Origin of the sequence: Mycobacterium sp. (assembly GCF_032162105.1) — a bacterium.
Lineage (GTDB): Bacteria > Actinomycetota > Actinomycetes > Mycobacteriales > Mycobacteriaceae > Mycobacterium.
In genome coordinates, this window is record NZ_JAVRPS010000170.1 from 1 (window position 1) to 20,424 (window position 20,424).

Annotated in this window: 20 protein-coding genes and 3 pseudogenes; 15 read left to right on the top strand and 8 right to left on the bottom strand. The window is 67.7% G+C overall.

The features are described from left to right. The 4 genes from QOC69_RS08810 to QOC69_RS08825 all read right to left on the bottom strand — a co-directional run. On the bottom strand, positions 1-1,061 hold a 1,061-nt coding region (locus QOC69_RS08810; protein ID WP_526438446.1), incomplete at its 3' end, for a P-loop NTPase. Positions 1,062-1,104: 43 nt separating this feature from the next. Next, on the bottom strand, positions 1,105-2,376 hold the full coding sequence (locus QOC69_RS08815; protein WP_526438449.1) for a lytic transglycosylase domain-containing protein: 1,272 nt from the start codon (positions 2,374-2,376) through the stop codon (positions 1,105-1,107). Positions 2,377-2,466: 90 nt separating this feature from the next. Beyond that, a complete protein-coding gene (locus QOC69_RS08820; protein WP_526438451.1) occupies positions 2,467-3,018 on the bottom strand; it encodes a DUF1003 domain-containing protein in 552 nt (183 codons plus the stop codon). After that, a complete protein-coding gene (locus QOC69_RS08825; RefSeq protein WP_526438453.1) occupies positions 3,015-4,322 on the bottom strand; it encodes a magnesium transporter MgtE N-terminal domain-containing protein in 1,308 nt (435 codons plus the stop codon). Before QOC69_RS08825 ends, QOC69_RS08820 begins: the two co-directional genes overlap by 4 nt. A 25-nt stretch (positions 4,323-4,347) precedes the next feature. Between QOC69_RS08825 and QOC69_RS08830 the strand changes: the two genes are divergently transcribed. After that, on the top strand, positions 4,348-5,307 hold the full coding sequence (locus tag QOC69_RS08830; protein WP_526438455.1) for an HpcH/HpaI aldolase/citrate lyase family protein: 960 nt from the start codon (positions 4,348-4,350) through the stop codon (positions 5,305-5,307). A gap of 37 nt (positions 5,308-5,344) precedes the next feature. Here QOC69_RS08830 and QOC69_RS08835 read toward each other — a convergent pair whose 3' ends face one another. Further along, complete coding sequence (locus QOC69_RS08835; RefSeq protein ID WP_526438457.1) at positions 5,345-5,902, bottom strand: DUF4190 domain-containing protein; 558 nt, start codon at positions 5,900-5,902, stop codon at positions 5,345-5,347. Between the two features lie 2 nt (positions 5,903-5,904). Beyond that, positions 5,905-6,591 (bottom strand): DUF4190 domain-containing protein, encoded by a 687-nt coding sequence (locus QOC69_RS08840; RefSeq protein WP_526438459.1) that lies wholly within the window; start codon positions 6,589-6,591, stop codon positions 5,905-5,907. Positions 6,592-6,721: 130 nt separating this feature from the next. Here QOC69_RS08840 and QOC69_RS08845 point away from each other — a divergent pair, with 130 nt between their 5' ends. The 12 genes and pseudogenes from QOC69_RS08845 (at position 6,722) to QOC69_RS08900 (ending at position 16,213) form a co-directional block, all read left to right on the top strand. Continuing rightward, the gene (locus QOC69_RS08845) at positions 6,722-7,222 is read left to right on the top strand and encodes a general stress protein (protein ID WP_526438461.1); all 501 of its coding nucleotides are present in this window, start codon (positions 6,722-6,724) and stop codon (positions 7,220-7,222) included. Between the two features lie 144 nt (positions 7,223-7,366). Continuing rightward, on the top strand, positions 7,367-8,764 hold the full coding sequence (locus tag QOC69_RS08850; protein WP_526438463.1) for an ABC transporter substrate-binding protein: 1,398 nt from the start codon (positions 7,367-7,369) through the stop codon (positions 8,762-8,764). After that, complete coding sequence (locus tag QOC69_RS08855; RefSeq protein ID WP_526438465.1) at positions 8,761-9,681, top strand: carbohydrate ABC transporter permease; 921 nt, start codon at positions 8,761-8,763, stop codon at positions 9,679-9,681. The genes QOC69_RS08850 and QOC69_RS08855 overlap by 4 nt, the downstream gene beginning before the upstream one ends. A gap of 11 nt (positions 9,682-9,692) precedes the next feature. After that, on the top strand, positions 9,693-10,517 hold the full coding sequence (locus QOC69_RS08860) for a carbohydrate ABC transporter permease (protein WP_526438491.1): 825 nt from the start codon (positions 9,693-9,695) through the stop codon (positions 10,515-10,517). A 3-nt stretch (positions 10,518-10,520) separates the two neighbouring features. Then, positions 10,521-11,696 carry an ABC transporter ATP-binding protein gene (locus tag QOC69_RS08865; protein WP_526438467.1) on the top strand — a complete coding sequence of 392 codons (1,176 nt, stop codon included), beginning with the start codon at positions 10,521-10,523 and terminating at the stop codon, positions 11,694-11,696. A 10-nt stretch (positions 11,697-11,706) separates the two neighbouring features. Continuing rightward, a complete protein-coding gene (locus tag QOC69_RS08870) occupies positions 11,707-12,300 on the top strand; it encodes a suppressor of fused domain protein (protein WP_526438469.1) in 594 nt (197 codons plus the stop codon). A 215-nt stretch (positions 12,301-12,515) separates the two neighbouring features. Further along, positions 12,516-12,704, top strand: a pseudogene (locus QOC69_RS08875) (IS607 family transposase); the annotation flags it as partial. Further along, a complete protein-coding gene (gene tnpB / locus QOC69_RS08880) occupies positions 12,704-14,083 on the top strand; it encodes an IS607 family element RNA-guided endonuclease TnpB (protein ID WP_526438471.1) in 1,380 nt (459 codons plus the stop codon). The pseudogene QOC69_RS08875 and the gene tnpB, both read left to right, overlap by 1 nt. A 26-nt stretch (positions 14,084-14,109) precedes the next feature. Then, positions 14,110-14,373, top strand: a pseudogene (locus QOC69_RS08885) (HNH endonuclease signature motif containing protein); the annotation flags it as partial. Between the two features lie 44 nt (positions 14,374-14,417). Further along, positions 14,418-14,585 (top strand): hypothetical protein, encoded by a 168-nt coding sequence (locus QOC69_RS08890; protein ID WP_526438493.1) that lies wholly within the window; start codon positions 14,418-14,420, stop codon positions 14,583-14,585. 431 nt (positions 14,586-15,016) lie between these two features. Continuing rightward, on the top strand, positions 15,017-15,520 hold the full coding sequence (locus QOC69_RS08895; RefSeq protein WP_526438473.1) for an ABC transporter ATP-binding protein: 504 nt from the start codon (positions 15,017-15,019) through the stop codon (positions 15,518-15,520). Positions 15,521-15,735: 215 nt separating this feature from the next. Beyond that, a pseudogene (locus tag QOC69_RS08900) lies at positions 15,736-16,213 on the top strand (AAA-associated domain-containing protein). Here the strand turns inward: QOC69_RS08900 and corA are convergent. After that, the gene (gene corA / locus QOC69_RS08905) at positions 16,185-17,288 is read right to left on the bottom strand and encodes a magnesium/cobalt transporter CorA (protein ID WP_526438475.1); all 1,104 of its coding nucleotides are present in this window, start codon (positions 17,286-17,288) and stop codon (positions 16,185-16,187) included. The pseudogene QOC69_RS08900 and the gene corA sit on opposite strands and share 29 nt — an antisense overlap. A gap of 157 nt (positions 17,289-17,445) precedes the next feature. Between corA and QOC69_RS08910 the strand changes: the two genes are divergently transcribed. Continuing rightward, complete coding sequence (locus QOC69_RS08910; RefSeq protein ID WP_526438477.1) at positions 17,446-18,648, top strand: NAD(P)-dependent malic enzyme; 1,203 nt, start codon at positions 17,446-17,448, stop codon at positions 18,646-18,648. Between the two features lie 8 nt (positions 18,649-18,656). Further along, positions 18,657-19,487 carry a glycine betaine ABC transporter substrate-binding protein gene (locus QOC69_RS08915; RefSeq protein ID WP_526438479.1) on the top strand — a complete coding sequence of 277 codons (831 nt, stop codon included), beginning with the start codon at positions 18,657-18,659 and terminating at the stop codon, positions 19,485-19,487. 13 nt (positions 19,488-19,500) lie between these two features. On the opposite strand, the gene QOC69_RS08920 is transcribed toward QOC69_RS08915, so the two are convergent. Further along, on the bottom strand, positions 19,501-20,331 hold the full coding sequence (locus tag QOC69_RS08920) for an SDR family NAD(P)-dependent oxidoreductase (RefSeq protein WP_526438481.1): 831 nt from the start codon (positions 20,329-20,331) through the stop codon (positions 19,501-19,503). Between the last annotated feature and the right edge of the window lie 93 nt (positions 20,332-20,424).

Genomic DNA, 20,424 nt, shown 5'->3' on the forward strand with positions numbered 1-20,424 from the left:
AGTTCCTTGCCCGCTGCCGAGTCCGGCGCGCTGAGTACCAGCGGCACACCCGAATCGCCCGCGGCGACCAGCGCTGGATCTATCGGGATCTGACCGAGCAGTGGCACGTCCGCACCGACTGAGCGGGACAGGCTTTCGGCCACCCGCGCGCCGCCGCCCTCGCCGAACAGGTTCATCGTGGTGCCATCCGGCAGCAGCAGGCCGGACATGTTCTCCACCACGCCGACGATCTTCTGCCGGGTCTGCAGGGCGATCGCACCCGCCCGCTCGGCGACCTCGGCCGCGGCGAGCTGCGGCGTGGTCACCACCAGGATCTCCGCGCCGGGGATCAACTGCGACACCGAGATCGCGATGTCACCGGTACCTGGCGGCAGATCCAGCAGCAGCACGTCCAGGTCGCCCCAGTACACGTCGGCGAGGAACTGTTGCAGTGCGCGGTGCAGCATCGGTCCGCGCCACACCACGGGGGTGTTGCCCTGGGTGAACATGGCGATGGAGATGACCCGCACGTCGTGCGCGATGGGCGGCAGGATCATCGACTCGACCTGGGTGGGCCGGTCCTCGGTGCCCATCATCCGTGGCACCGAGTGGCCGTAGATGTCGGCGTCGAGCACCCCGACGGACAGCCCGCGGACGGCCATGGCCGCCGCCAGGTTGACGGTCACGCTGGACTTGCCGACGCCGCCCTTGCCGGACGCCACCGCATAGACCCGGGTCAGGGAACCGGGCTGGGCGAAGGGGATGACCGGTTCGCGCGAATCCCCGCGCAGCAGCTTGCGCAGCTCGGCGCGCTGCTCGTCGTTCATCACGTCGAGGGTGACCTTCACCGCGCCGGTGCCGGGAACGTCCGCGACGGCTTCGCTGACGCGGTCGGTGATCTCGGTCTTCTTCGGGCACGCCGAGGTGGTCAGGTAGATCTCGACGTGCACGCCGCCGTCCTGGCCGGCGGTGACGTTCTTGACCATGCCGACTTCGGTGATCGGCCTGCGCAGCTCGGGGTCGATGACCTTGGCCAGCGCGGAGCGGACCGCGGATTCCAGGTCATTGGGTGTAGTGGACATCAATTGTGAGTCTAGGCCGCCGGGTCCGGCCGATTGGGCGCGGTCAGTTCGCCGGGCCGGGCAGCGGACCCGATGGCGCCAGGACGGGCGCCGGTTCGGGTGCCGGGCCGAACGGCGCGGGGGGCGGTGGCGGCGGCGGGAACAGCGGGGGCGGCGCGAACGGCGCAGGCGCCCCGAACGGTGCAGGCGCCCCGAACGGTGTAGGCGGCAGCTCCTCGGGCGGTGCCGCCGGTGGCTGCGAGACCAGGCAGAACACCGCGCAGTTCTGCTGCGGCACCGGGGCGCCGGGACCAGGCAGCGGCCCTGCCGGGAAGCCGGGGCCGAGTCGACCGGCCGTGTCGGGCAGCAGCGTCATCAGCGCCAGCGGATCGTCTGCAGGAAGTCCCGCCGCGTTGAGCGGCAGGCCAGGGCCGAGGCCCTCGGGGTTGGCGTCGAGATGCGCGTCGCCAAGCGGAGCGGGTCCAGTGATCGGCGGCAGATTCACCGGGACCACGCCCGTGGCGTACGCCGCCGCCCAGCCCAGCACGTTCTGCGCGTAGGCCACCGAGTTGTTGTAGCGCAGGATGGCCGCCATCACCTGGGACTGGTCGCGCAGGTTGAGGCCGCCGCTGCACAGGTAGCGGGCGGCGGCGAGGGTCGAGTCGTACAGGTTCTGCACGTCGGCCTTACCGTCGCCGTCACCGTCGGAGGCGTAGCGGGCCCAGGTGCCGGGCAGGAACTGCATCGGGCCCATGGCACGCGCATAGGTGACCCGGCCGGCCTGGACGCTCTGCACGATGACTTCGTTGCCGGCCAGCGTGCCGTCCAGGGCAGGGCCGTAGATCGGGGAGATGGGCGTGCCGTGCGCGTCGGTGGCACCGCCGTTGGCGTGCATCGATTCGATGCGGCCGATGCCCGCCAGCAGATTCCAGCTGATGCCGCAGCCAGGGTAGGCGCCCGCCATCATGCTTTCGGCATTGCGGTACGCGTTCAGCGCCATCGCCGGAATGCGAAGGCTGCCAGGCGAATTCACCACCACCGACGGCGGCGGTGCAGCGCTGCTCGAGGCGGCGATGTGGAACGGGGCCGGACTCTTGATGGCCGCGACCACGGTGGCGCCGGAGCCGCTGCCGGTTCGCGCGACGGCGGCCAGCGGCGTGATCCCGTTGTCGTCGACGGAGGCGTGGGGCGCGGAGGCGCCGACGGCGCCGGCGAGCACCAACGGGACGAGCACGACGATACCGAAGGCGGGTGTGCCCACCACGCGGCCTGCGTGACGCCGCACCTTTGCAAAGGCTGCGGCGGCAACAGAGGCCGGGTCTCCCCCTATGCGCACTCAACCGTCCTAGCGTGACCGAGCAACCTAGTGAACCAAGTCACCATACCTAGTGAAGATTGATGTGTTGCAGCAATCCCCAAGCCGGTTTCAGCTCAGGCGCTTCGACCGTCTCTCCGCGCCGTCCGCCTTGCCCGGCTTGTCCTTGTCGATTCCCGGTCGTTGCGGTCGCATCTCGTTGATGAGGTCGCGCAATTCCTCGAGCTCGCGGCGAAGGTAGTCGCGGGTCGCGACCTCCCCAACCGCGAGTCGCAACGCCGCGAGTTCGCGGGCCAGGTACTCGGTGTCGGCCTTGGTCTGCTCGGCGCGGCGTCGGTCTTCCTCCAGCGCGACCCGGTCGCGGTTCTCCTGGCGGTTCTGCGCCAGCAGGATCAGCGGTGCGGCATAGGCGGCCTGTGTGGAGAAGGCCAAGTTCAGCAGGATGAACGGGTACGGGTCCCAGCGCAGCGACAACGCGAACAGGTTCAACAGGATCCAGACGATCACGAACACGGTCTGCATCGCGAGATATCGGCCGGTGCCAAGGAACCGGGCGAACCGCTCGCCGAAGCGGCCTGCGGCCTCGACGTCGAACTGCGGTGTGAACCGCCGCCGCGACGTCCGCGGGGTGTCGAGTCGTTGGCGGCCCGACAGGTCGCTCACGACCCGGCTCCGGCTGCGGCGTTATCGGTGGGCAGTTCGGGTTCGTCGGCACTGAGCCGCCAGTCGTGCGGCAGCAAGTGGTCGAGAACGTCGTCGACGGTGACGGCACCCAGCAGGTGGTTCTCCTCGTCGACCACGGGCCCGCACACCAGGTTGTAGGCGGCGAAGTACCGCGTCACCGCCGCCAGCGAGGTGTCGGGGGTGAGGTTGGGAAGATCGCTGTCGACGATCCCGCTGACGAGTGCCGCCGGCGGCTCCCGCAGCAGCCGTTGCAGGTGCACGCAGCCCAGGTAGCGTCCGGTCGGGGTGGATGTCGGTGGCCGCACGACGAAGCACAGCGAGGCCAGCGCGGGCGTCAGGTCGGGATCACGCACCCGCGCCAGCGCCTCGGCCACGGTGGTGTCGGGTGCCAGCACCACCGGCTCCGGGGTCATCAGACCACCTGCGGTGTCGGGGGAGTGCTTGAGCAGTCGGCGCACCGGCTCGGAGTCCTCGGGATCCATGCGGGCCAGCAGGACCTCGGCGCGCGACGCGCCCAGTTCGCCGAGAAGGTCGGCGGCGTCGTCGGGGTCCATCTCCTCGAGTACGTCGGCGGCGCGCTCGGTGTCCAGCTGCTCGAGGAGCTCGGCCTGCTCGCTCTCGGGCAGCTCCTGCAGGATGTCGGCCAGCCGTGCGTCGTCGAGTGCGTTGACCACCTCGTAGCGCCGCTTTGCAGGCAGCTCGCGAATGGCGTCGGCCACCTCGATCGGGCGTTGCCCCTCGAACTGTGCGAGCAACTGCGCGACACCCTGCCCGGGAAGCGCAAGGGCCGACGGGGTCAGGCCCGCCACATGCTGCCAGTCGACCACGTGCACGGGGGTGCGGCGGCCGAGCCGGCGATTGTTGCGTACGGCGATCCTGGTGACCATCCAGTCGCGCGACCGCACCTGCTCGATCGCCAGATCGGCGACGACCACGTCGATGCCCGCCAGGCTCTCCAGCTCCGGGTCGGTGACGCGGACGCGGGTGTCGAGCACCTGGCCGAGCACCAGCACCTCACCGGGGCGCTGCGCGAACCGCCGCAGCGACACGTTGGCGGTGGTCAACGTCACCGCGTTGGGCTCGATCGCGGTGACGCGCAGGATCGGTACGAAAATTCTTCTGCGGGTGAGCAATTCGACGACCAGGCCGAGTACTCGCGGCTGTTGGCGGACGCTGCTGATACTGATCACGACGTCGCGGACACGACCGATGGACTCACCGTCGGGACCGAGCACCACCATCCCCGCGAGTCGGGCCGCGTAGACCCTGTTCACCGCCACCATGACTCAAAGAGTAGAGAGTTAGCGCGTGGACAACCTGTATCGCCCCCGCCGAACGTGTCTTTCGGTTCCAGGCAGTAGCGACAAGATGATTGAGAAGGCCAAGGGCCTGCCCGCCGACGAGGTGTTCCTCGATCTGGAGGACGCCGTCGCACCGGATGCCAAGGCGGAGGCTCGCGCTCGGGTGGCGACCGCCCTTTCCGAGCCGGGCTGGGCAGGCCAGTTGCGCGGTGTGCGGGTCAACGACTGGACCACGCCGTGGACCCACGCCGACGTCATCGAGGTGGTCGCCACGGCGGGGTCACACCTCGACCTCGTGGTGCTGCCCAAGGTGACCGACGCGTCGCACGTCCAGGCACTCGACCTGTTGCTCACTCAACTCGAGACCATCCACGGGCTGCCGCCAGGGCGCATCGGCATCGAGGCGCAGATCGAGAACGCCATGGGGCTGACCAACCTCGACGCGATCGCGGCCGGTCCGCGTGTGCAGGCGCTGGTGCTCGGGCCGGCCGACATGATGGCCAGTCTCAACATGCGCACCCTGGTGGTCGGCGAGCAACCCGAGGGCTACGACGTCGGCGACGCCTATCACCACGTGCTGATGCGCATTCTGATCGCCGCACGCACCCACGGCATCAACGCCATCGACGGGCCGTATCTCAAGGTGCGCGACGTCGAGGCCTTCCGCCGGATCGCGGGGCGGTCGGCTGCGCTCGGCTACGACGGCAAGTGGGTGCTGCACCCTGATCAGATCGCCGCGGGCAATGAGATCTTCAGCCCCCGCCAAGACGACTACGACCACGCTGAGCTGATCCTGGAGGCCTACGACTGGCACACCTCGGGGGCCGGCGGCGCCAGGGGCGCGGTGATGCTGGGCGACGAGATGATCGACGAGGCCAGCCGCAAGATGGCGCTGGTGATCGCGGGCAAGGGGCGGGCGGCTGGGATGGCCCGCACGGGCGAGCCGTTCCGGCCACCGGATGCCTAGGGCTTCGTTCCGACGGCGCTTCGCGGATCAGTAGCTGTTAGACGTACGACCAATCGCTGGCGTAGAGGCCGAAGATGAGCAGCAGGTAGAGCACCAAGCCGACCGTGATCAGACCGCCGACGATGGTGCCTGCCAAGGCCAGGCCGAACCCGTCCTGGCCGGTTCGTTTCGTTTCCCGCATCGCGATGATGCCGAGGATCATGCCGATCACCGATGGGATGCAGCACACCAGACCGAGCACTGACGTGACGAGCGAAGCGATCGCCATGCCATTGGTGCCCTGCGGCTTCATCGCCCGGTACGGGTCGTACGGGTCGGTCCCGTAGGTATATCCGCCGGCGTAGGGCTGAGATCCGGGGGGACCGGCCGGATAACCGGGTGGTGGCGGGAAACCCGGCGGCGGTGGGTAACCCGGTGCCTGCGGCGGGTAGCCGGCCGGACCCGGATACCCGGCCCCATACACCGGAGGTGGCAGGCCGGGGTTGGTCGGGTATTCCACCGGCGCATAGGGATCAGACGATTGCGGCGAATTCTCCAGTGGGGGGTATTCGTTGCCCCCCGAATTCGGGTACGGCTGCTCGGGCCCGCTGGTCATGGTCAGGAACCCAGTATCGCGACGATCCAGATCAGGCTGATCAGTAGCGAGCCCGCGCCGATGGCGATGCCCGCGATGGCCAGCCCGCGGCCGTTCGCGCCAGTCGCCTTGACCTGGTTGAGCGCGACGATGCCCAGCACGATGCCGATGATCGAGCCGATGCCGCAGAAGAACCCGATGACCGACGCGACGACCGAGGCGATGGCCAAGTTGTTGGTGGGCGCGCTCTGCGCCCCGTAGGCGCCGTATACCGCGGGCGGCGGCGGGGCGCAGTAACCCGGTGCGCCGTAGCCCGGGGGAGGGCCGTAACCCGGTGCGCCATAGGGCGGCGGCGGTGCGCCGTAACCCGGAGGAGGGCCGTAGCCAGGGGGAGCGCCATAGGGCGGGGGCGGCGGATGGGACGGCGGCGGATAACCGGCCCCTTGCGGCGGGTAGAACTGCGGATCGACCGGCGGCGGGTAGAACTGCGGATCGACGGGCGGCGGGTAGGCCCCTTGGTCGAATGCCGGCGGCGTGTAGGCCGGCGCCTCGTAGGACGGCGTGTCGTCGGACGGCGGAGGCGGGATCTCCGAAGGTTGCTGGGACTGCTCGATCGGTGGCGCCTCGTAGCCACCCGCGTGCGGCTCGGCCGCGCCGGTTCCTGCCTCGGGTGACGGCGTCTGGCCTGCGTCTCCGCCCGGGTTCGTCATGGCGTCAAACCTAGCGCACAGGCCGAATCCCGGTGGTCGGTCGGCATTCGGGGCACGATTGGGGGCGCCGGGGCGTTGTCCGTCTGGACGTCGCCTGGTTGGCTGTCCGAAGGCCGGAGGAGATGAAACGATGACCAGTCCGCTACAACCTGGACAGAAGCCGGGCCGCGGCGGCCCGGCCGGGCTGCCGACGCCGCCGAAGGGCTGGCCGATCGGCTCGTACCCGACCTATGCCGAAGCGCAGCGCGCGGTGGATTACCTGTCCGACCAAGAGTTTCCGGTGGAACAGGTGACCATCGTCGGCGTCGACCTGATGCAGGTCGAACGTGTCACGGGACGGCTCACCTGGCCGCGGGTGCTCGGCGGCGGGGCCCTGACCGGTGCGTGGCTCGGCCTGTTCATCGGGCTGGTGTTGGGCTTCTTCAGCCCCAGCCCGTGGGGTTCGCTGATCGCCGGGTTGGTGGCCGGTGTGTTCTTTGGCCTCATCACCTCGGGCCTGCAGTACGCGATGGCTCGCGGCACAAGAGATTTCAGCTCGACGATGCAACTGGTGGCCGGCCGCTACGACGTGCTGTGCGACCCACGGGGTGCCGAGCAGGGCCGGGATCTGCTGGCGCGCTTGACGATCTGACGTCGAGGTCGGCCACCGCATCAGTTCGCTGAGTGGCGCCCCCAGGTCACGATTGCGACGCGCGCAGCCGAAAGTGTTGCACATCACGCGCACATCGCTCTACGGTTTGCCCGCGGGAGGAACTCGCGCGGACAGGAGGCGGGCGTGCGCGCTCTGCGGCTAGGAGCTGCGGTGTTGGCTGCGCTGACGACGGCGTCAATGGTCTCGGCATGCGGTTCGCAGGCCGGCGGAATCGTCATCAACTACTACACACCGGCTAATGAGATGGCGACCTTCACCGCCGTGGCCAAGCGCTGCAACGCCGATCTCGGCGGGCGCTTCACCATCAAACAGATCAGCTTGCCCAAGGGCGCCGACGACCAGCGTCTGCAGCTGGCGCGCCGGCTCACCGGCAACGACAAGACGCTCGACGTGATGGCCCTCGACGTGGTCTGGACCGCCGAGTTCGCCGAGGCCGGTTGGGCGTTGCCGCTCTCCGACGATCCGGCGGGCCAGGCCGAGTCCGACGCCCGTGAGAACACGTTGCCCGGGCCGCTCAAGACGGCGGAGTGGCAGGACAAGCTGTACGCCGCCCCGATCACCACCAACACCCAATTGCTTTGGTACCGAGCCGATTTGATGGACAAGCCGCCCGACACGTGGGACGGCATGGTGGCCGAGGCGACACGGCTGCATGCGGCCGACAAGCCCAGCTGGATCGCCGTGCAGGCCAAGCAGTACGAGGGTCTGGTGGTGTGGTTCAACACGTTGTTGACCAGTGCGGGTGGCCAGGTGCTCTCCGACGACGGCAAGACCGTGACGCTGACCGACACCCCCGAGCACCGCGCCGCGACGGTCAAGGCGCTGCAGATCATCAAAGCAGTTGCCACGGCGCCGGGTGCCGACCCGTCGGTCACGCAGACCGACGAGGCCACCGCCCGGCTGGCCCTGGAACAAGGCAAAGCCGCGCTCGAGGTGAACTGGCCGTTCGTGCTGCCCTCGTTTCTCGAGAACGCCGTCAAGGGCGGCGTCTCGTTCCTGCCGCTCAACGAGCGGCCAGATCTGGTGAGCGCCATCAACGACCTCGGCACCTTCTCGCCCGATGACGCGCAGTTCGAGGCCGCCTACGACGCCAGCAAGAAGGTGTTCGGCTTCGCGACGTACCCGGGTGTGCAGGCCGACCAGCCGGCCAAGGTCACGATCGGTGGGCTGAATCTGGCGGTCGGCAAGAACAGCCAGCACAAGGCGGAGGCGTTCGAGGCCATCCGCTGCCTGCGCGACGTGGAGAACCAGCGCTACACCTCGATCGAGGGTGGCCTGCCCGCCGTGCGCGCAACGCTCTACGACGATCCGGCGTTCCAGGCCAAGTACCCGCAGTACGCGATCATCCGAGAGCAGCTCACCAACGCCGCGGTGCGCCCCGCCACGCCCGTCTACCAAGCGGTGTCGACGCGCATCTCGGCGACGCTGGCACCGATCACCGACATCGACCCCGAGCGCACCGCCGATGAGCTCGCCGACCAGGTGCAGAAGGCCATCGACGGGAAGGGGCTAATTCCGTGACGGAGACCGTCCAGGAGCGGCCTGCGGCCGGCGGCGCCACCGACGACACCAAGTCGGACCGGCGGCTGGCGTTCTGGCTGATCGGCCCCGCGGTCGTCCTGATGCTCGCCGTCACCGCGTATCCCATCGGCTACGCGGTGTGGCTCAGCCTGCAGCGCTACAACCTCGCCGCGCCCGACGACATCAAGTTCGTCGGGCTGGACAACTACCAGACCATCCTCACCGACAGGTACTGGTGGACGGCGTTCGTCGTCACGCTTTCCATCACCATCGTGTCGGTGGTCATCGAATTCGTGCTCGGCATGACGCTGGCGCTGGTGATGCACCGGACCATCTTCGGCAAGGGCGCGGTGCGCACCGCAGTTCTGATCCCGTACGGGATCGTCACCGTCGCCGCGTCCTACAGCTGGTACTACGCGTGGACGCCCGGCACCGGATATCTGGCCAATCTGCTGCCTGCGGGCAGCGCGCCGCTGACCGAGCAGTTGCCGTCGCTGGCCATCGTCGTCCTCGCCGAGGTGTGGAAGACGACGCCGTTCATGGCACTGCTGCTGCTGGCCGGGCTCGCGCTGGTGCCGCAGGACCTGCTCAACGCCGCCCAGATGGACGGGGCCGGCGCGTGGAAGCGTCTGGTCAAGGTGATCCTGCCCCTGATCAAGCCGGCCATCCTGGTGGCGCTGCTGTTCCGCACACTCGACGCGTTCCGCATCTTCGACAACATCTACGTGCTGACCGGCGGCGCGAACGACACCGGCTCAGTGTCGATCTTGGGCTACGACAACCTGTTCAAGGCCTTCAACCTCGGCCTGGGGTCGGCGATCAGCGTGCTGGTCTTCCTGTCGGTCGCGGTGATCGCCTTCATCTACATCAAGGTGTTCGGTGCGTCGGCACCGGGCTCTGAAGCGGAGGGTCGCTAGTGACCGAGCGGGTGGGTGCGCAGCGGGCGACGGGCTGGATCGTCGTCAACGTCATCGTGCTGCTCTACGCCTTGATCCCGGTGTTGTGGATTCTGTCGCTGTCGTTGAAGCCGTCGTCAAGTGTCAAGGACGGCAAGCTGATTCCGGCACAGGTGACGTTCGACAACTACAAGGCCATCTTTCAGGGGAACATCTTCAGCTCGGCCCTGATCAACTCGATCGGCATCGGTCTGATCACCACGGTCATCGCGGTAGTCATCGGGGGGATGGCCGCATACGCGATCGCGCGGCTGGCGTTCCCCGGCAAGAAGGCTCTGGTGGGCGTGGCCCTGCTGATCGCCATGTTCCCGCAGATCTCGCTGGTGACCCCGATCTTCAACATCGAGCGCAGGATCGGGCTGTTCGACACCTGGCCCGGCCTGATCATCCCCTACATCACCTTCGCGCTGCCGCTGGCGATCTACACCATGTCGGCGTTCTTCAAGGAGATCCCTTGGGATCTGGAGAAGGCGGCGAAGATGGACGGGGCCACGCCCGGCCAGGCCTTCCGGAAGGTGATCGCGCCGCTCGCGGCGCCCGGCATCGTGACAGCGGGCATCCTGGTGTTCATCTTCGCCTGGAACGACCTGCTGCTCGCCCTGTCGCTGACGGCCACCCAGCGGGCCATCACGGCGCCGGTGGCGATCGCCAACTTCACCGGCAGTTCGCAATTCGAGGAGCCGACCGGGTCCATCGCGGCCGGCGCGATGGTGATCACCGTGCCGATCATCATCTTCGTATTAATCTTCCAACGGCGGATCGTCGCCGGTTTGACGTCCGGTGCGGTGAAGGGGTAATCGATGGCCGAAATCGTGCTAGACCACGTGAGCAAGAGCTACGCCAGTGGTGCTGTGGCGGTGAAGGATCTGTCCATTCACATCGCCGACGGTGAGTTCATCATCCTGGTCGGGCCGTCGGGGTGCGGAAAGTCGACCACCCTCAACATGATCGCGGGCCTTGAGGACATCAGCTCCGGGGAGCTGAGCATCGGCGGCGAACGGGTCAACGAGAAGGCGCCCAAGGACCGCGACATCGCGATGGTGTTCCAGTCTTACGCGCTCTACCCGCACATGACCGTCCGGCAGAACATCGGGTTTCCGCTGACGCTGGCCAAGATGAGCAAGGTCGATATCGCGACCAAGGTCGAGGAGACGGCGAAGGTCCTCGACCTCACCGAACTTCTGGACCGCAAGCCTGCGCAACTGTCCGGCGGGCAGCGGCAGCGCGTCGCGATGGGCCGCGCAATCGTGCGCGACCCCAAGGCATTCCTTATGGACGAGCCGCTGAGCAACCTCGATGCCAAGCTGCGCGTGCAGATGCGTTCGGAGATCGCCCGCCTGCAGAACAGGCTGGGCACCACCACCGTCTACGTCACGCACGACCAGACCGAGGCGATGACGCTCGGCGACCGCGTCGTCGTCATGCTGGGCGGAGTGGCCCAGCAGATCGGCACGCCCGACGAGCTCTACAGCCGCCCGGCCAACCTGTTCGTTGCCGGCTTCATCGGGTCGCCGTCGATGAACTTCTTCCCCGCGTCACTGACCGACGGCGGCGTTCGGCTGCCCTTCGGCGACGAGGTCTTGCTCTCCCCAGAGGCCCTCGAGACGTTGGCGAAGCATCCCAAGCCCACCAACGTGATCGTCGGCGTGCGCCCCGAGAACCTCGAGGATGCGGCGCTGATCGACACCTACGCGCGGATCAGGGCTTTGACCTTCCAGGTCAACGTCGACTTCGTCGAGTCGCTGGGCGCCGACAAGTACCTGCACTTCCGCACCGAGGGTGAGGGCGCGCGGGCCGCCCAGCTCGCAGAACTGGCCGCCGAGTCCGGGGCGTCCGAGAACCAGTTCGTGGCAAGGGTTTCCGCCGAGTCCACCGTGACCGCCGGACAGACCGTGGAACTCGCCTTCGACACCTCCAAGCTGACGCTGTTCGACGCGGATACCGGGGTCAACCTGTCGACCCCGCCCGCCGAGTGACCCCCGCCGAGTGACCGACGTCCTCACCGAGGTCCGCGCGCGGCTGGACGAGCACTTCGCCGCGGCAGGGATCACCGCTGAACCCGTTTCGGCCAGCGTGACGTTCCTCGGCGCGGAGTCCATCGAGGTGCTGCGCTACGGCGCGGACGGGGATGGCGTCTACCGCTATGTCTCCCTTGGCTGTTCGCGTCACCCGATGATCGACCCCGCCGAGATGATGGCCGACCCCACGTCGGGTCCGCGCGCCGAGGTGGTGGTGGCGCTGCGCGGTCCGACGCCAACTGGGTTGGCCCGATCGATCGCGGTGGTCGCCGCGGCGCCCGTGGTGGAGGGCCTCGTCCTTAGTGCCGACGCACTCGTCGACCTCGAGACGCCGCTGTGGGAGCGGACGCCTTTCACGGCAGTGCTGTTGGGCGTCAGCGACATCGGCGACGTCGAGCTCGCGGCGCCGCTCGAGCCGGTGACGGTGCTGTCGGCGACGCCGATCACGGCGACGGAGGCGGCCTGGGTGCGGCTCAAGGGCGCCGAGGCGATGCGGGAGGCCTGGCGGGTGGATGGCGTCGACGTGCTGAATCCGGCGCGGCCGGCTGCTCAGCCGCGCTAGCGCGTTGGTGTTCGCCGAGGGTTTCGTGGTTGCTCGCGGGCATCCGCCCGGTATCGGTGCGGCCTGGAGGGGGTAATCCCTTGTGCCACTTGTGTTTAAGAAGTCACTCGACACGTCGACTTTCCTTCGAGTTCTCTCATCAACGACGTCGCCAAACCCTTAATATTCGCACATATGTTCGAGTAATGCAGGTAGAGGCGGTCCGGGCGGCAGGAGCCGCGGTTGCTGCTCATGGCCGCGAGCTGGTGGTGGATTCGGCGGAAATCGATGGCGACCTGGTGCGCGATATGACCGAGATGCTCACCGGTATGTGTGCGCGGCTGTACGGCACACGTGCTGGGGCCTACCGCGCCAAGCGTGCCGTCGCGGCGGCGGCTGAGGCCGCAGATCATGAGGCGGCGTGATGGCGCGCTTCGAGGTTCCTGAGGGCTGGACGGTACAGGCATTCAAGTTCACGCTCGACCCAACCGACGACCAAGCGCGTTCGCTGGCACGGCATTTCGGCGCCCGCCGCAAAGCCTACAACTGGACCGTCGCCACCTTGAAGGGCGATATCCAGGCATGGCGTGAGACAGGTGTCGAGACCTCGAAGCCTTCGTTGCGGGTGCTGCGGAAGCGCTGGAACATGGTTAAGGACGAGGTGTGTGTCAACGCTGAGACCGGTGCGGTGTGGTGGCGCGAGTGTTCGAAGGAGGCTTATGCCGACGGCATTGACGGCGGGGTGGACGCGTACTGGAACTGGCAGACCTCCCGATCGGGCAGACGCGACGGCGAAAAGATGGGTTTCCCCCGGTTCAAGAAGAAGGGACGCGACCAGGACCGCGTGACGTTCACGACCGGAGCGATGCGCGTCGAACCTGACCGCCGCCATCTGACCTTGCCGGTGATCGGGACTGTCCGCACGCATGAGAACACCCGTCGGATTGAGCGGCTCATCACGAAGGGCCGGGCGCGGGTTTTGGCGATCACGGTTCGCCGCAACGGCACTCGCTTGGATGCGAGTGTGCGGGTCCTGGTGCAGCGCCCGCAACAGCCGAAGGTGGCGCACCCCGGTTCACGGGTTGGCGTTGATGTCGGGGTGCGCCGGCTGGCCACGGTCGCCGATGAGGGCGGCGCAGTGCTCGAACATGTGCCGAATCCGCGGCCACTGGATGCGGCACTCAGAGAGTTGCGGCAGGCTAGCCGGGCCCGTTCGCGGTGCACGAAAGGCTCACGGCGCTACCGTGAGCGCAGCACCGAGATTTCCCGGCTGCATCGCCGGGTCAACGATGTTCGCACTCATCACCTGCACGTCCTGACAACACGATTGGCTAAAATCCACGGCCGGATCGTTGTTGAAGGGTTGGACGCGGCGGGGATGCTGCGGCAAAAGGGACTCCCCGGTGCCCGTGCCAGACGGCGTGGGCTGTCGGATGCGGCCCTGGGCACACCGCGCCGGCACTTGTCCTACAAGACGGGCTGGTACGGGTCAGAGCTGGTCATCGCCGACCGCTGGTTCCCGTCGTCGAAAACCTGTCATGCCTGCGGGCATGTGCAGGACATCGGCTGGGACGAACACTGGCAATGCGACCGCTGTTCGGTCGCTCACCAGCGTGATGACAATGCCGCGATCAACCTCGCACGCTACGAGGAAACAGCTAGCGTCGTCGGCCCAGTTGGGGCCGCCGTCAAGCGTGGAGCCGACCGCAAGACCGGGCCTCGCCCGGCAGGTGGCTGTGAAGCGCGGAAGGGAGGCAGCCGCACGGCTGCCGAACAACCCCGAGACGGGGTGCAAGTCGCGTGATCACTAAAGATCACACACTTGCAACGGGCTGCACCAAACCCGGCTGCACCGTGCCCGCTTACGGCACCCAGGCCCATCACGCCGCCCGCGACTGGACCTACGGCGGACTAACCAACGTCGATGACCTCGCCCTGGCCTGCGGACCCGACAACCGGATGGTCGGGCCCGAGGGCTGGAGCACCCGCCTCACCGACGACCACGACGTCGAGTGGATTCCGCCCCCACACCTGGACACCGGACAAACGCGCATCAACCACTACCACCGCCCCGAAGAACTGCACCCGCCCCCAACGATGCATGGACACCCCAGCAGGCGGTCGACGACGAACCCGTCGTGGACGACCCGCGGACATCCGACGACCCGCGGGCATCCGACGCGGCCGCGTCCGACGATGCCGCGGATCTCAACGACCCGTCGGCCACCGACGAGTCGGCGACCAACGGCGACAACACGACTCACCAATCCGGTGACGCAGAACCGCCGGACGGCAAGGCGGCCTAACGCCCTCGCTGATCCGACGAACGATCAGCTTCGGAGACGAAATCCCGAACCCGATCGCGAGTCACACCGGTATGCGGCGCTATTGGGGGGACGTAGGTTACAGGTCTCCGGTGATGCGGTTGCTCTCCACCTTGGAGATCGTGTTGCCGTTACGGTCGAGAAACCGGGCACCCACGTAAATCTCGTCGTAGCCGCCGTCGCCGATGTTCTCGAATATCCCGTTGTCCTCGTCCAGCTGGGCATGGGTCCGGTGTTCAATTACCGCTCGCGAGGCGTGGACTGATCAGGGCGGCACCGGCTCATGCCGAGGCCGCTGATGCCGTCGCGGCGTCTGTCGTCGTCCAGCTTTGGTTCACCGCTGCTCATTTGGAATCACGACCCATAAGCGACGAGTACGAACGCAGGGCAGATCCGGATCGGGCAAGTCGACGTTGCTCCGGATCATCGCCGGGCTCATCCCCGCGACCACCGGCACTCGCGGTAACGAGCTCAACGGCGCCAACCCGGGGGCGGCGCTGGTGTTCCAGTCCTTCGCGTTGATGCCGTGGCTCACCGTCCAGGACAACGTCGAACTCGGGCTCACCGCTCGCGGGGTTGCGCCCGCGCAGCGCAGGGAGCGTGCGCTCGACGCGATCGACATGATCGGCCTGGACGGCTTCGAATCCGCCTACCCCAAGGAACTTTCGGGAGGCATGCGTCAACGCGTCGGCTTCGCAAGGGCGCTCGTCCTCGAGCCCGATCTGCTGCTGATGGACGAACCGTTCTCGGCGCTCGACGTGCTGACCGCCGAGAACCTCCGTACCGAGCTGGTGAACCTATGGACGGGCGAGAACTTCCGACCAAGGCGATCTGCATCGTCACCCACAACATCGAGGAAGCCGTGCTGCTCGCCGACCGGGTCGTCGTGCTCGGCGCCAACCCCGGCCGGATCCTAGCCGAAGTCCGCGTCGACCTCGAGCGCCCCAGGGACCGACGCGCTCCCGCGTTCGAGGTGCTCGTCGATCAGCTCTACGGCCTACTCACCGGCCGGGAAACGGTCGAAGTCGTCGCGGAACACATTGCGGTCACGCCGATTACCCGGCCGCTGCCCGACGCCTCGGTCGGCGGCCTCGCAGGCCTCGTCGAGATCGTGCACGCCAACGACTGCCGGATGGGGCTCGCCGACCTAGCCGACGAACTGAACTTCGAGATCGATGACCTCCTGCCGCTGGTCGACGCGGCCGCCATGCTCGGCCTGGTCACCGTCGGTGACGGCGAACTCACACTCACCGAGATCGGCGCCCAGTTCACCAGCAGACATTCAGAGCAGCAAGAAGATCTTCGCCTACCAGACCCGCGGCCTAGCACTGCTGGTGCGCACCATCTGCAAGGCATTGACCGGTAGCGCCGACGGCACTTTGCGGGCCGGATTCTTCCTGGATCTGCTGCGACATGGATTCTCCGCCGACGACGCCCGCCGCCAACTCGACATCGCCATCGACTGGGGCCGCTACGGCGAGTTGTACGACTACGACAGCTTGAGCGACGGCATCACCGCGGACCCCGCGGCTGGCATCCATCCCGGGCCTTCGTCAACGAACCGGGCGCCACGTGACCCGCTTACAGCCAGTGGTTGCGCCGGAACGTGATGTACAAGATCGTGCAGACCGTCGCCATCACCAGCAGCACCGCGGGATAACCCCACACCTGGTGCAGTTCGGGCATGTGGTCGAAGTTCATGCCGTAGATGCCGGCCAGCGCCGTCGGCACCGCGGCGATCGCCACCCACGCCGAGATCTTGCGCATGTCGAGGTTCTGCTGCATGGAGACCTTGCCGACCGCCGCCTGCACCAGCGAGCTGAGCACTTCGTCGTAGCTGGCGATCCGGTCGGCAGCTTGCGTGTTGTGGTCGAGCACGTCGCGCATATACCGCCTGACCTCCTTGGAGATCAGGTCGTTGTGGTCGGTTCCCATCCGCTGCAGCGCCAACGACAACGGGGCGACCGCCCGGCGCAGCTCGACGACTTCTCGCTTGAGCATGTAGATGTGCTCGATGTCGGTGGTGGTGTTCGGTGAGAAGACGTTCTCCTCCATCGCGTCGATGTCGGTTTCGACGAGATCGGTGACGTCGAGGTAGGCGTCGACTACGTGATCGGCGATCGCATGCATGACCGCGTAGGGGCCGAGCTTGCAATTCGCGGGCGCGCCGTCCATCTGCTTGCGCACCCCGGCCAGGCCACCGTGATCGCCGTGCCGGACGGTGACGACGAAGTCGGGCCCCACGAAGATCATGATCTCGCCGGTCTCCACGATCTCGCGGGCAAGGGCCACCGATTCGTGCTCCACGTAGTTAACCGTCTTGAGCACCAGGAACAACGTTTGGTCGTATCGCTCCAGCTTGGGTCGCTGGTGGGCGTGCACCGCATCCTCCACGGCCAGCTCGTGCAGGCCGAAGACGTCGGCCACGGCCTGCATCTGGTGTTCGTCTGGCTCGTGCAGGCCGATCCACACGAACGCCGGGACGCCGTCCGCCTCGAGTTCGCGCACCTTGTTCAGGGCGGCGGCGTGGGTGTACTTGCCAGGCAGTCGACTGCCGTCGGCGTAGACGCCGCAGTCGACCATCGCGCGTGCGACGGGGACGTGGATGGAATGGGCGTCGAGTTCGGCCACTCGGCGAGCGGCGGGCCGCAGCATCGACGGCTGCAGGGCACGGAATGAGGGCATGCGCAGACCTCCCCTCGGCGGGCGAAGCAGCCCCGTCGGGGCCTGAATCGGAACGCTCAAATGGTACGCCCAAAGGCTGGCAGGGCTCTGCTTGTCGATCCATTCACGAGTGGGCAACCCGCCCGAGTGAGCTTTCGGAGTGAAGTACCCTGACGCCGTGTCTAACGGAACGATCGATTCCTCGCGCGAGCGCTCGTCAGTGGTACGCACCCCACAAGTCGTCATCGATGACGCAGAGATCTTCGCCGCCCACGAGGGGGGCAAGCTCTCGGTCGGACTGAAGCTGCCGCTGGACACCCAGAGGGCCCTCTCCATCGCCTACACGCCAGGGGTGGCGCAGGTCAGCCGGGCCATCGCGACCGATCACACGCTGGCCGCCAAATACACGTGGGCCAACCGGCTGGTGGCCGTCATAAGTGACGGCAGCGCGGTACTCGGCCTCGGCGACATCGGCCCCGCGGCGTCCCTGCCGGTGATGGAGGGCAAGAGCGCGCTGTTCAAGACGTTCGGCGGGCTGGACTCGATCCCGATCGTGCTGGACACCAAGGATCCCGACGAGATCGTCGAGACGATCGTGCGGCTGCGGCCGACGTTCGGTGCGGTCAACCTCGAGGACATCTCCGCACCGCGCTGCTTCGAGATCGAGCGCCGGGTCATCGAGGCGCTGGACTGCCCGGTCATGCACGACGATCAACACGGCACGGCCATCGTCGTGCTCGGTGCGTTGCTCGGCGCGACGAAGGTGCTCGACCGCGACATGCACACGTTGCGCGTCGTGATCTCGGGAGCCGGAGCTGCGGGTATTGCGTGCGCAAACATCTTGCTGGCCAAGGGGATCACCGACATCACCGTGCTGGACTCGCAAGGCATCGTGCACGCCGGCCGCAACGACCTCAACCCCTTCAAGGCCGAGCTGGCGACCAGGACCAACCCGCGTGGCCTCACGGGTGGCATCGCCGAGGCGCTCGCCGGTGCCGACGTGTTCTTGGGGGTGTCGGCAGGGTTGGTGCCGGAGGAGTTCATCGCGACGATGGCGCCGAACGGCATCGTGTTCGCGATGTCGAACCCGGACCCCGAGATTCATCCGGACGTGGCCCGCAAGTACGCGGCCGTGGTGGCCACCGGCCGCAGCGACTTCCCGAATCAGATCAACAACGTGCTGGCCTTCCCCGGGGTGTTCCGCGGGGCGCTGGACGCCGGTGCGCGGCGCATCACCGAGAAGATGAAGGTGGCGGCCGCGGAGGCGATCTTCTCCGTCGTCGGCGACGACCTGGCCGTCGACCACATCGTGCCCAGCGCGCTGGACCCGCGGGTCGGTCCGGCCGTCGCGGCTGCGGTGGCAGCGGCGTCGAAGGCCTGAGCCGCGCGATGCGCCGGCTGGCGGTCGCGCTCGTCGCGCTGCTCATCGCCGGCTGCGGGGGTCAGGCAGGGGCGCCGTCGGTCGCGGTCGGCGCAGGCGATGATCCCGAATCGCGGCTGCTTGCGCAGGTGTACGCGGCGGCGCTGCGGTACTACGGCAGCCCCGCGCACGTCGAGTCGAGTCCCGATCCGGTTGCCGATCTCGACACTGGCGACGTCACGGTGGTACCGGGATTCACCGGGCGACTGCTGAAGCGCTTCGCCCCGGATGCGACGGCGCGCGCCGACGAGCAGGTGTACCGGTCGATGATCTCAGCGCTGCCCGAGGGCGTCGCCGCCGGCGACTACACCCAGTCGGCCCAGGACAAGCCCGCCCTGGCGGTGACCGATGCGACGGCGCGCACCTGGGACCGGCACGACGTGACCGCCCTGGTCCGCAACTGCGGCGGGCTGAAGGTCGGCGCCGTCGCCCACACCGATGCCCCGACCACGGTCGGCACGTGCCGGCTGCCCGCGGTGCGCGAATTTCCGGACACGGCAACGCTGTTCGCGTCGCTACGGGCGGGCGAGGTAAACGCCGCGTGGACGTCGACCGCCGCGCCGAACCTGCCCGACGACGCCGTGGTGCTGTCCGACCGTACGTCGCTGATCCGCGCGGAGAACGTGGTGCCGCTGTACCGGCGCAACGAGTTGAGCGAGCAACAGGTGCTGGCGCTCAATCAGATCGCAGGCGAACTCGACACCGGGGCGCTGGCCGACATGCGGCGTCAGGTCGCCGAAGGCAAGGAACCCGGCGCGGTGGCGGGCGCCTGGCTGGACGCCCACCCCCTGGGCCACTAACGCCCCGTGAGCGTCAGTGCACGGACGGTAGCGCCTTGGCGATCACCGACGAGAACAGGCGCTGGTAGCCCGATCCGGTGAGCCGGACGATGAGGTCGAGGGCTTTGGCGTCGGGGCCGACCAGCACGCGCGCCTTGTTCTTGCGGACGGCGTCCAGAATGATCGTCGCGGCCTTCTCGGGCGTGGTGCCTGCCAGCTTCTTGTCGAAGGTGTTGGCGAGATCCTTGATGTCGATGCCTTCAGCCGCGGTCATGTTCCGTGCGATCGCGGTCTTGACGCCGCCGGGATGCACCGTCGTGACCTTCACCGGATGCTTGGCCATCGCCATCTCCTGGCGTAGCGCCTCGGTGAAGCCGCGCACGGCGAACTTGGCCGCGTTGTAGGCCGCCTGACCGGGCACCGAGAAGATGCCGAAGAGGCTCGACACGTTGACGACGTGGCCGTCACCGGACTCGATGAGGTGGGGCAGGAACGCCTTGGTGCCGTTGACGACACCCCAGAAGTCGACGTCCATCACCCGCTCGATGTCCTTGTACTGGGTGACCTCGATGTCGCCGGTGTACGCGATGCCCGCGTTGTTGTAGATCTGGTTGACCTTGCCGAAGTGCTGCTTGACCGTGTCCGCGTAGAGCTCGAACGCCTCACGTTCGGTGACGTCCAGCCGGTCGGCCTTGACCGGCGCGCCGATGGCCTTCAGGCGCTCCTCGGTGACGGCAAGGCCTTCGGTGTCGACGTCGCTGATCGCCACCTTGGCGCCTGAGCGCCCCAGCTCGGTGGCCAGCGCCTGCCCGATGCCCGACCCGGCGCCCGTGACCACTACTACCTTGCCGGCGAAGCCCTGCATGAACGCACTCCCTCGTGTCGGTTGACTCGCAACGAGGTTAGCCGGTACCCGCGGTCCCGTGTACGGCGGCCTCGGCCGGCTCGCGCCAAACGC

Bases quoted from the DNA above. Each gene is read 5' to 3' on its own strand.
- QOC69_RS08825 (WP_526438453.1), bottom strand. From the start codon at position 4,322: ATGGTGGCGGTGAACAGGGTCTACGCGGCCCGACTCGCGGGGATGGTG.
- QOC69_RS08835 (WP_526438457.1), bottom strand. From the start codon at position 5,902: ATGACCAGCGGGCCCGAGCAGCCGTACCCGAATTCGGGGGGCAACGAA.
- QOC69_RS08840 (WP_526438459.1), bottom strand. From the start codon at position 6,591: ATGACGAACCCGGGCGGAGACGCAGGCCAGACGCCGTCACCCGAGGCA.
- QOC69_RS08845 (WP_526438461.1), top strand. From the start codon at position 6,722: ATGACCAGTCCGCTACAACCTGGACAGAAGCCGGGCCGCGGCGGCCCG.
- QOC69_RS08865 (WP_526438467.1), top strand. From the start codon at position 10,521: ATGGCCGAAATCGTGCTAGACCACGTGAGCAAGAGCTACGCCAGTGGT.
- tnpB (WP_526438471.1), top strand. From the start codon at position 12,704: ATGGCGCGCTTCGAGGTTCCTGAGGGCTGGACGGTACAGGCATTCAAG.
- corA (WP_526438475.1), bottom strand. From the start codon at position 17,288: ATGCCCTCATTCCGTGCCCTGCAGCCGTCGATGCTGCGGCCCGCCGCT.
- QOC69_RS08915 (WP_526438479.1), top strand. From the start codon at position 18,657: ATGCGCCGGCTGGCGGTCGCGCTCGTCGCGCTGCTCATCGCCGGCTGC.
- QOC69_RS08920 (WP_526438481.1), bottom strand. From the start codon at position 20,331: ATGCAGGGCTTCGCCGGCAAGGTAGTAGTGGTCACGGGCGCCGGGTCG.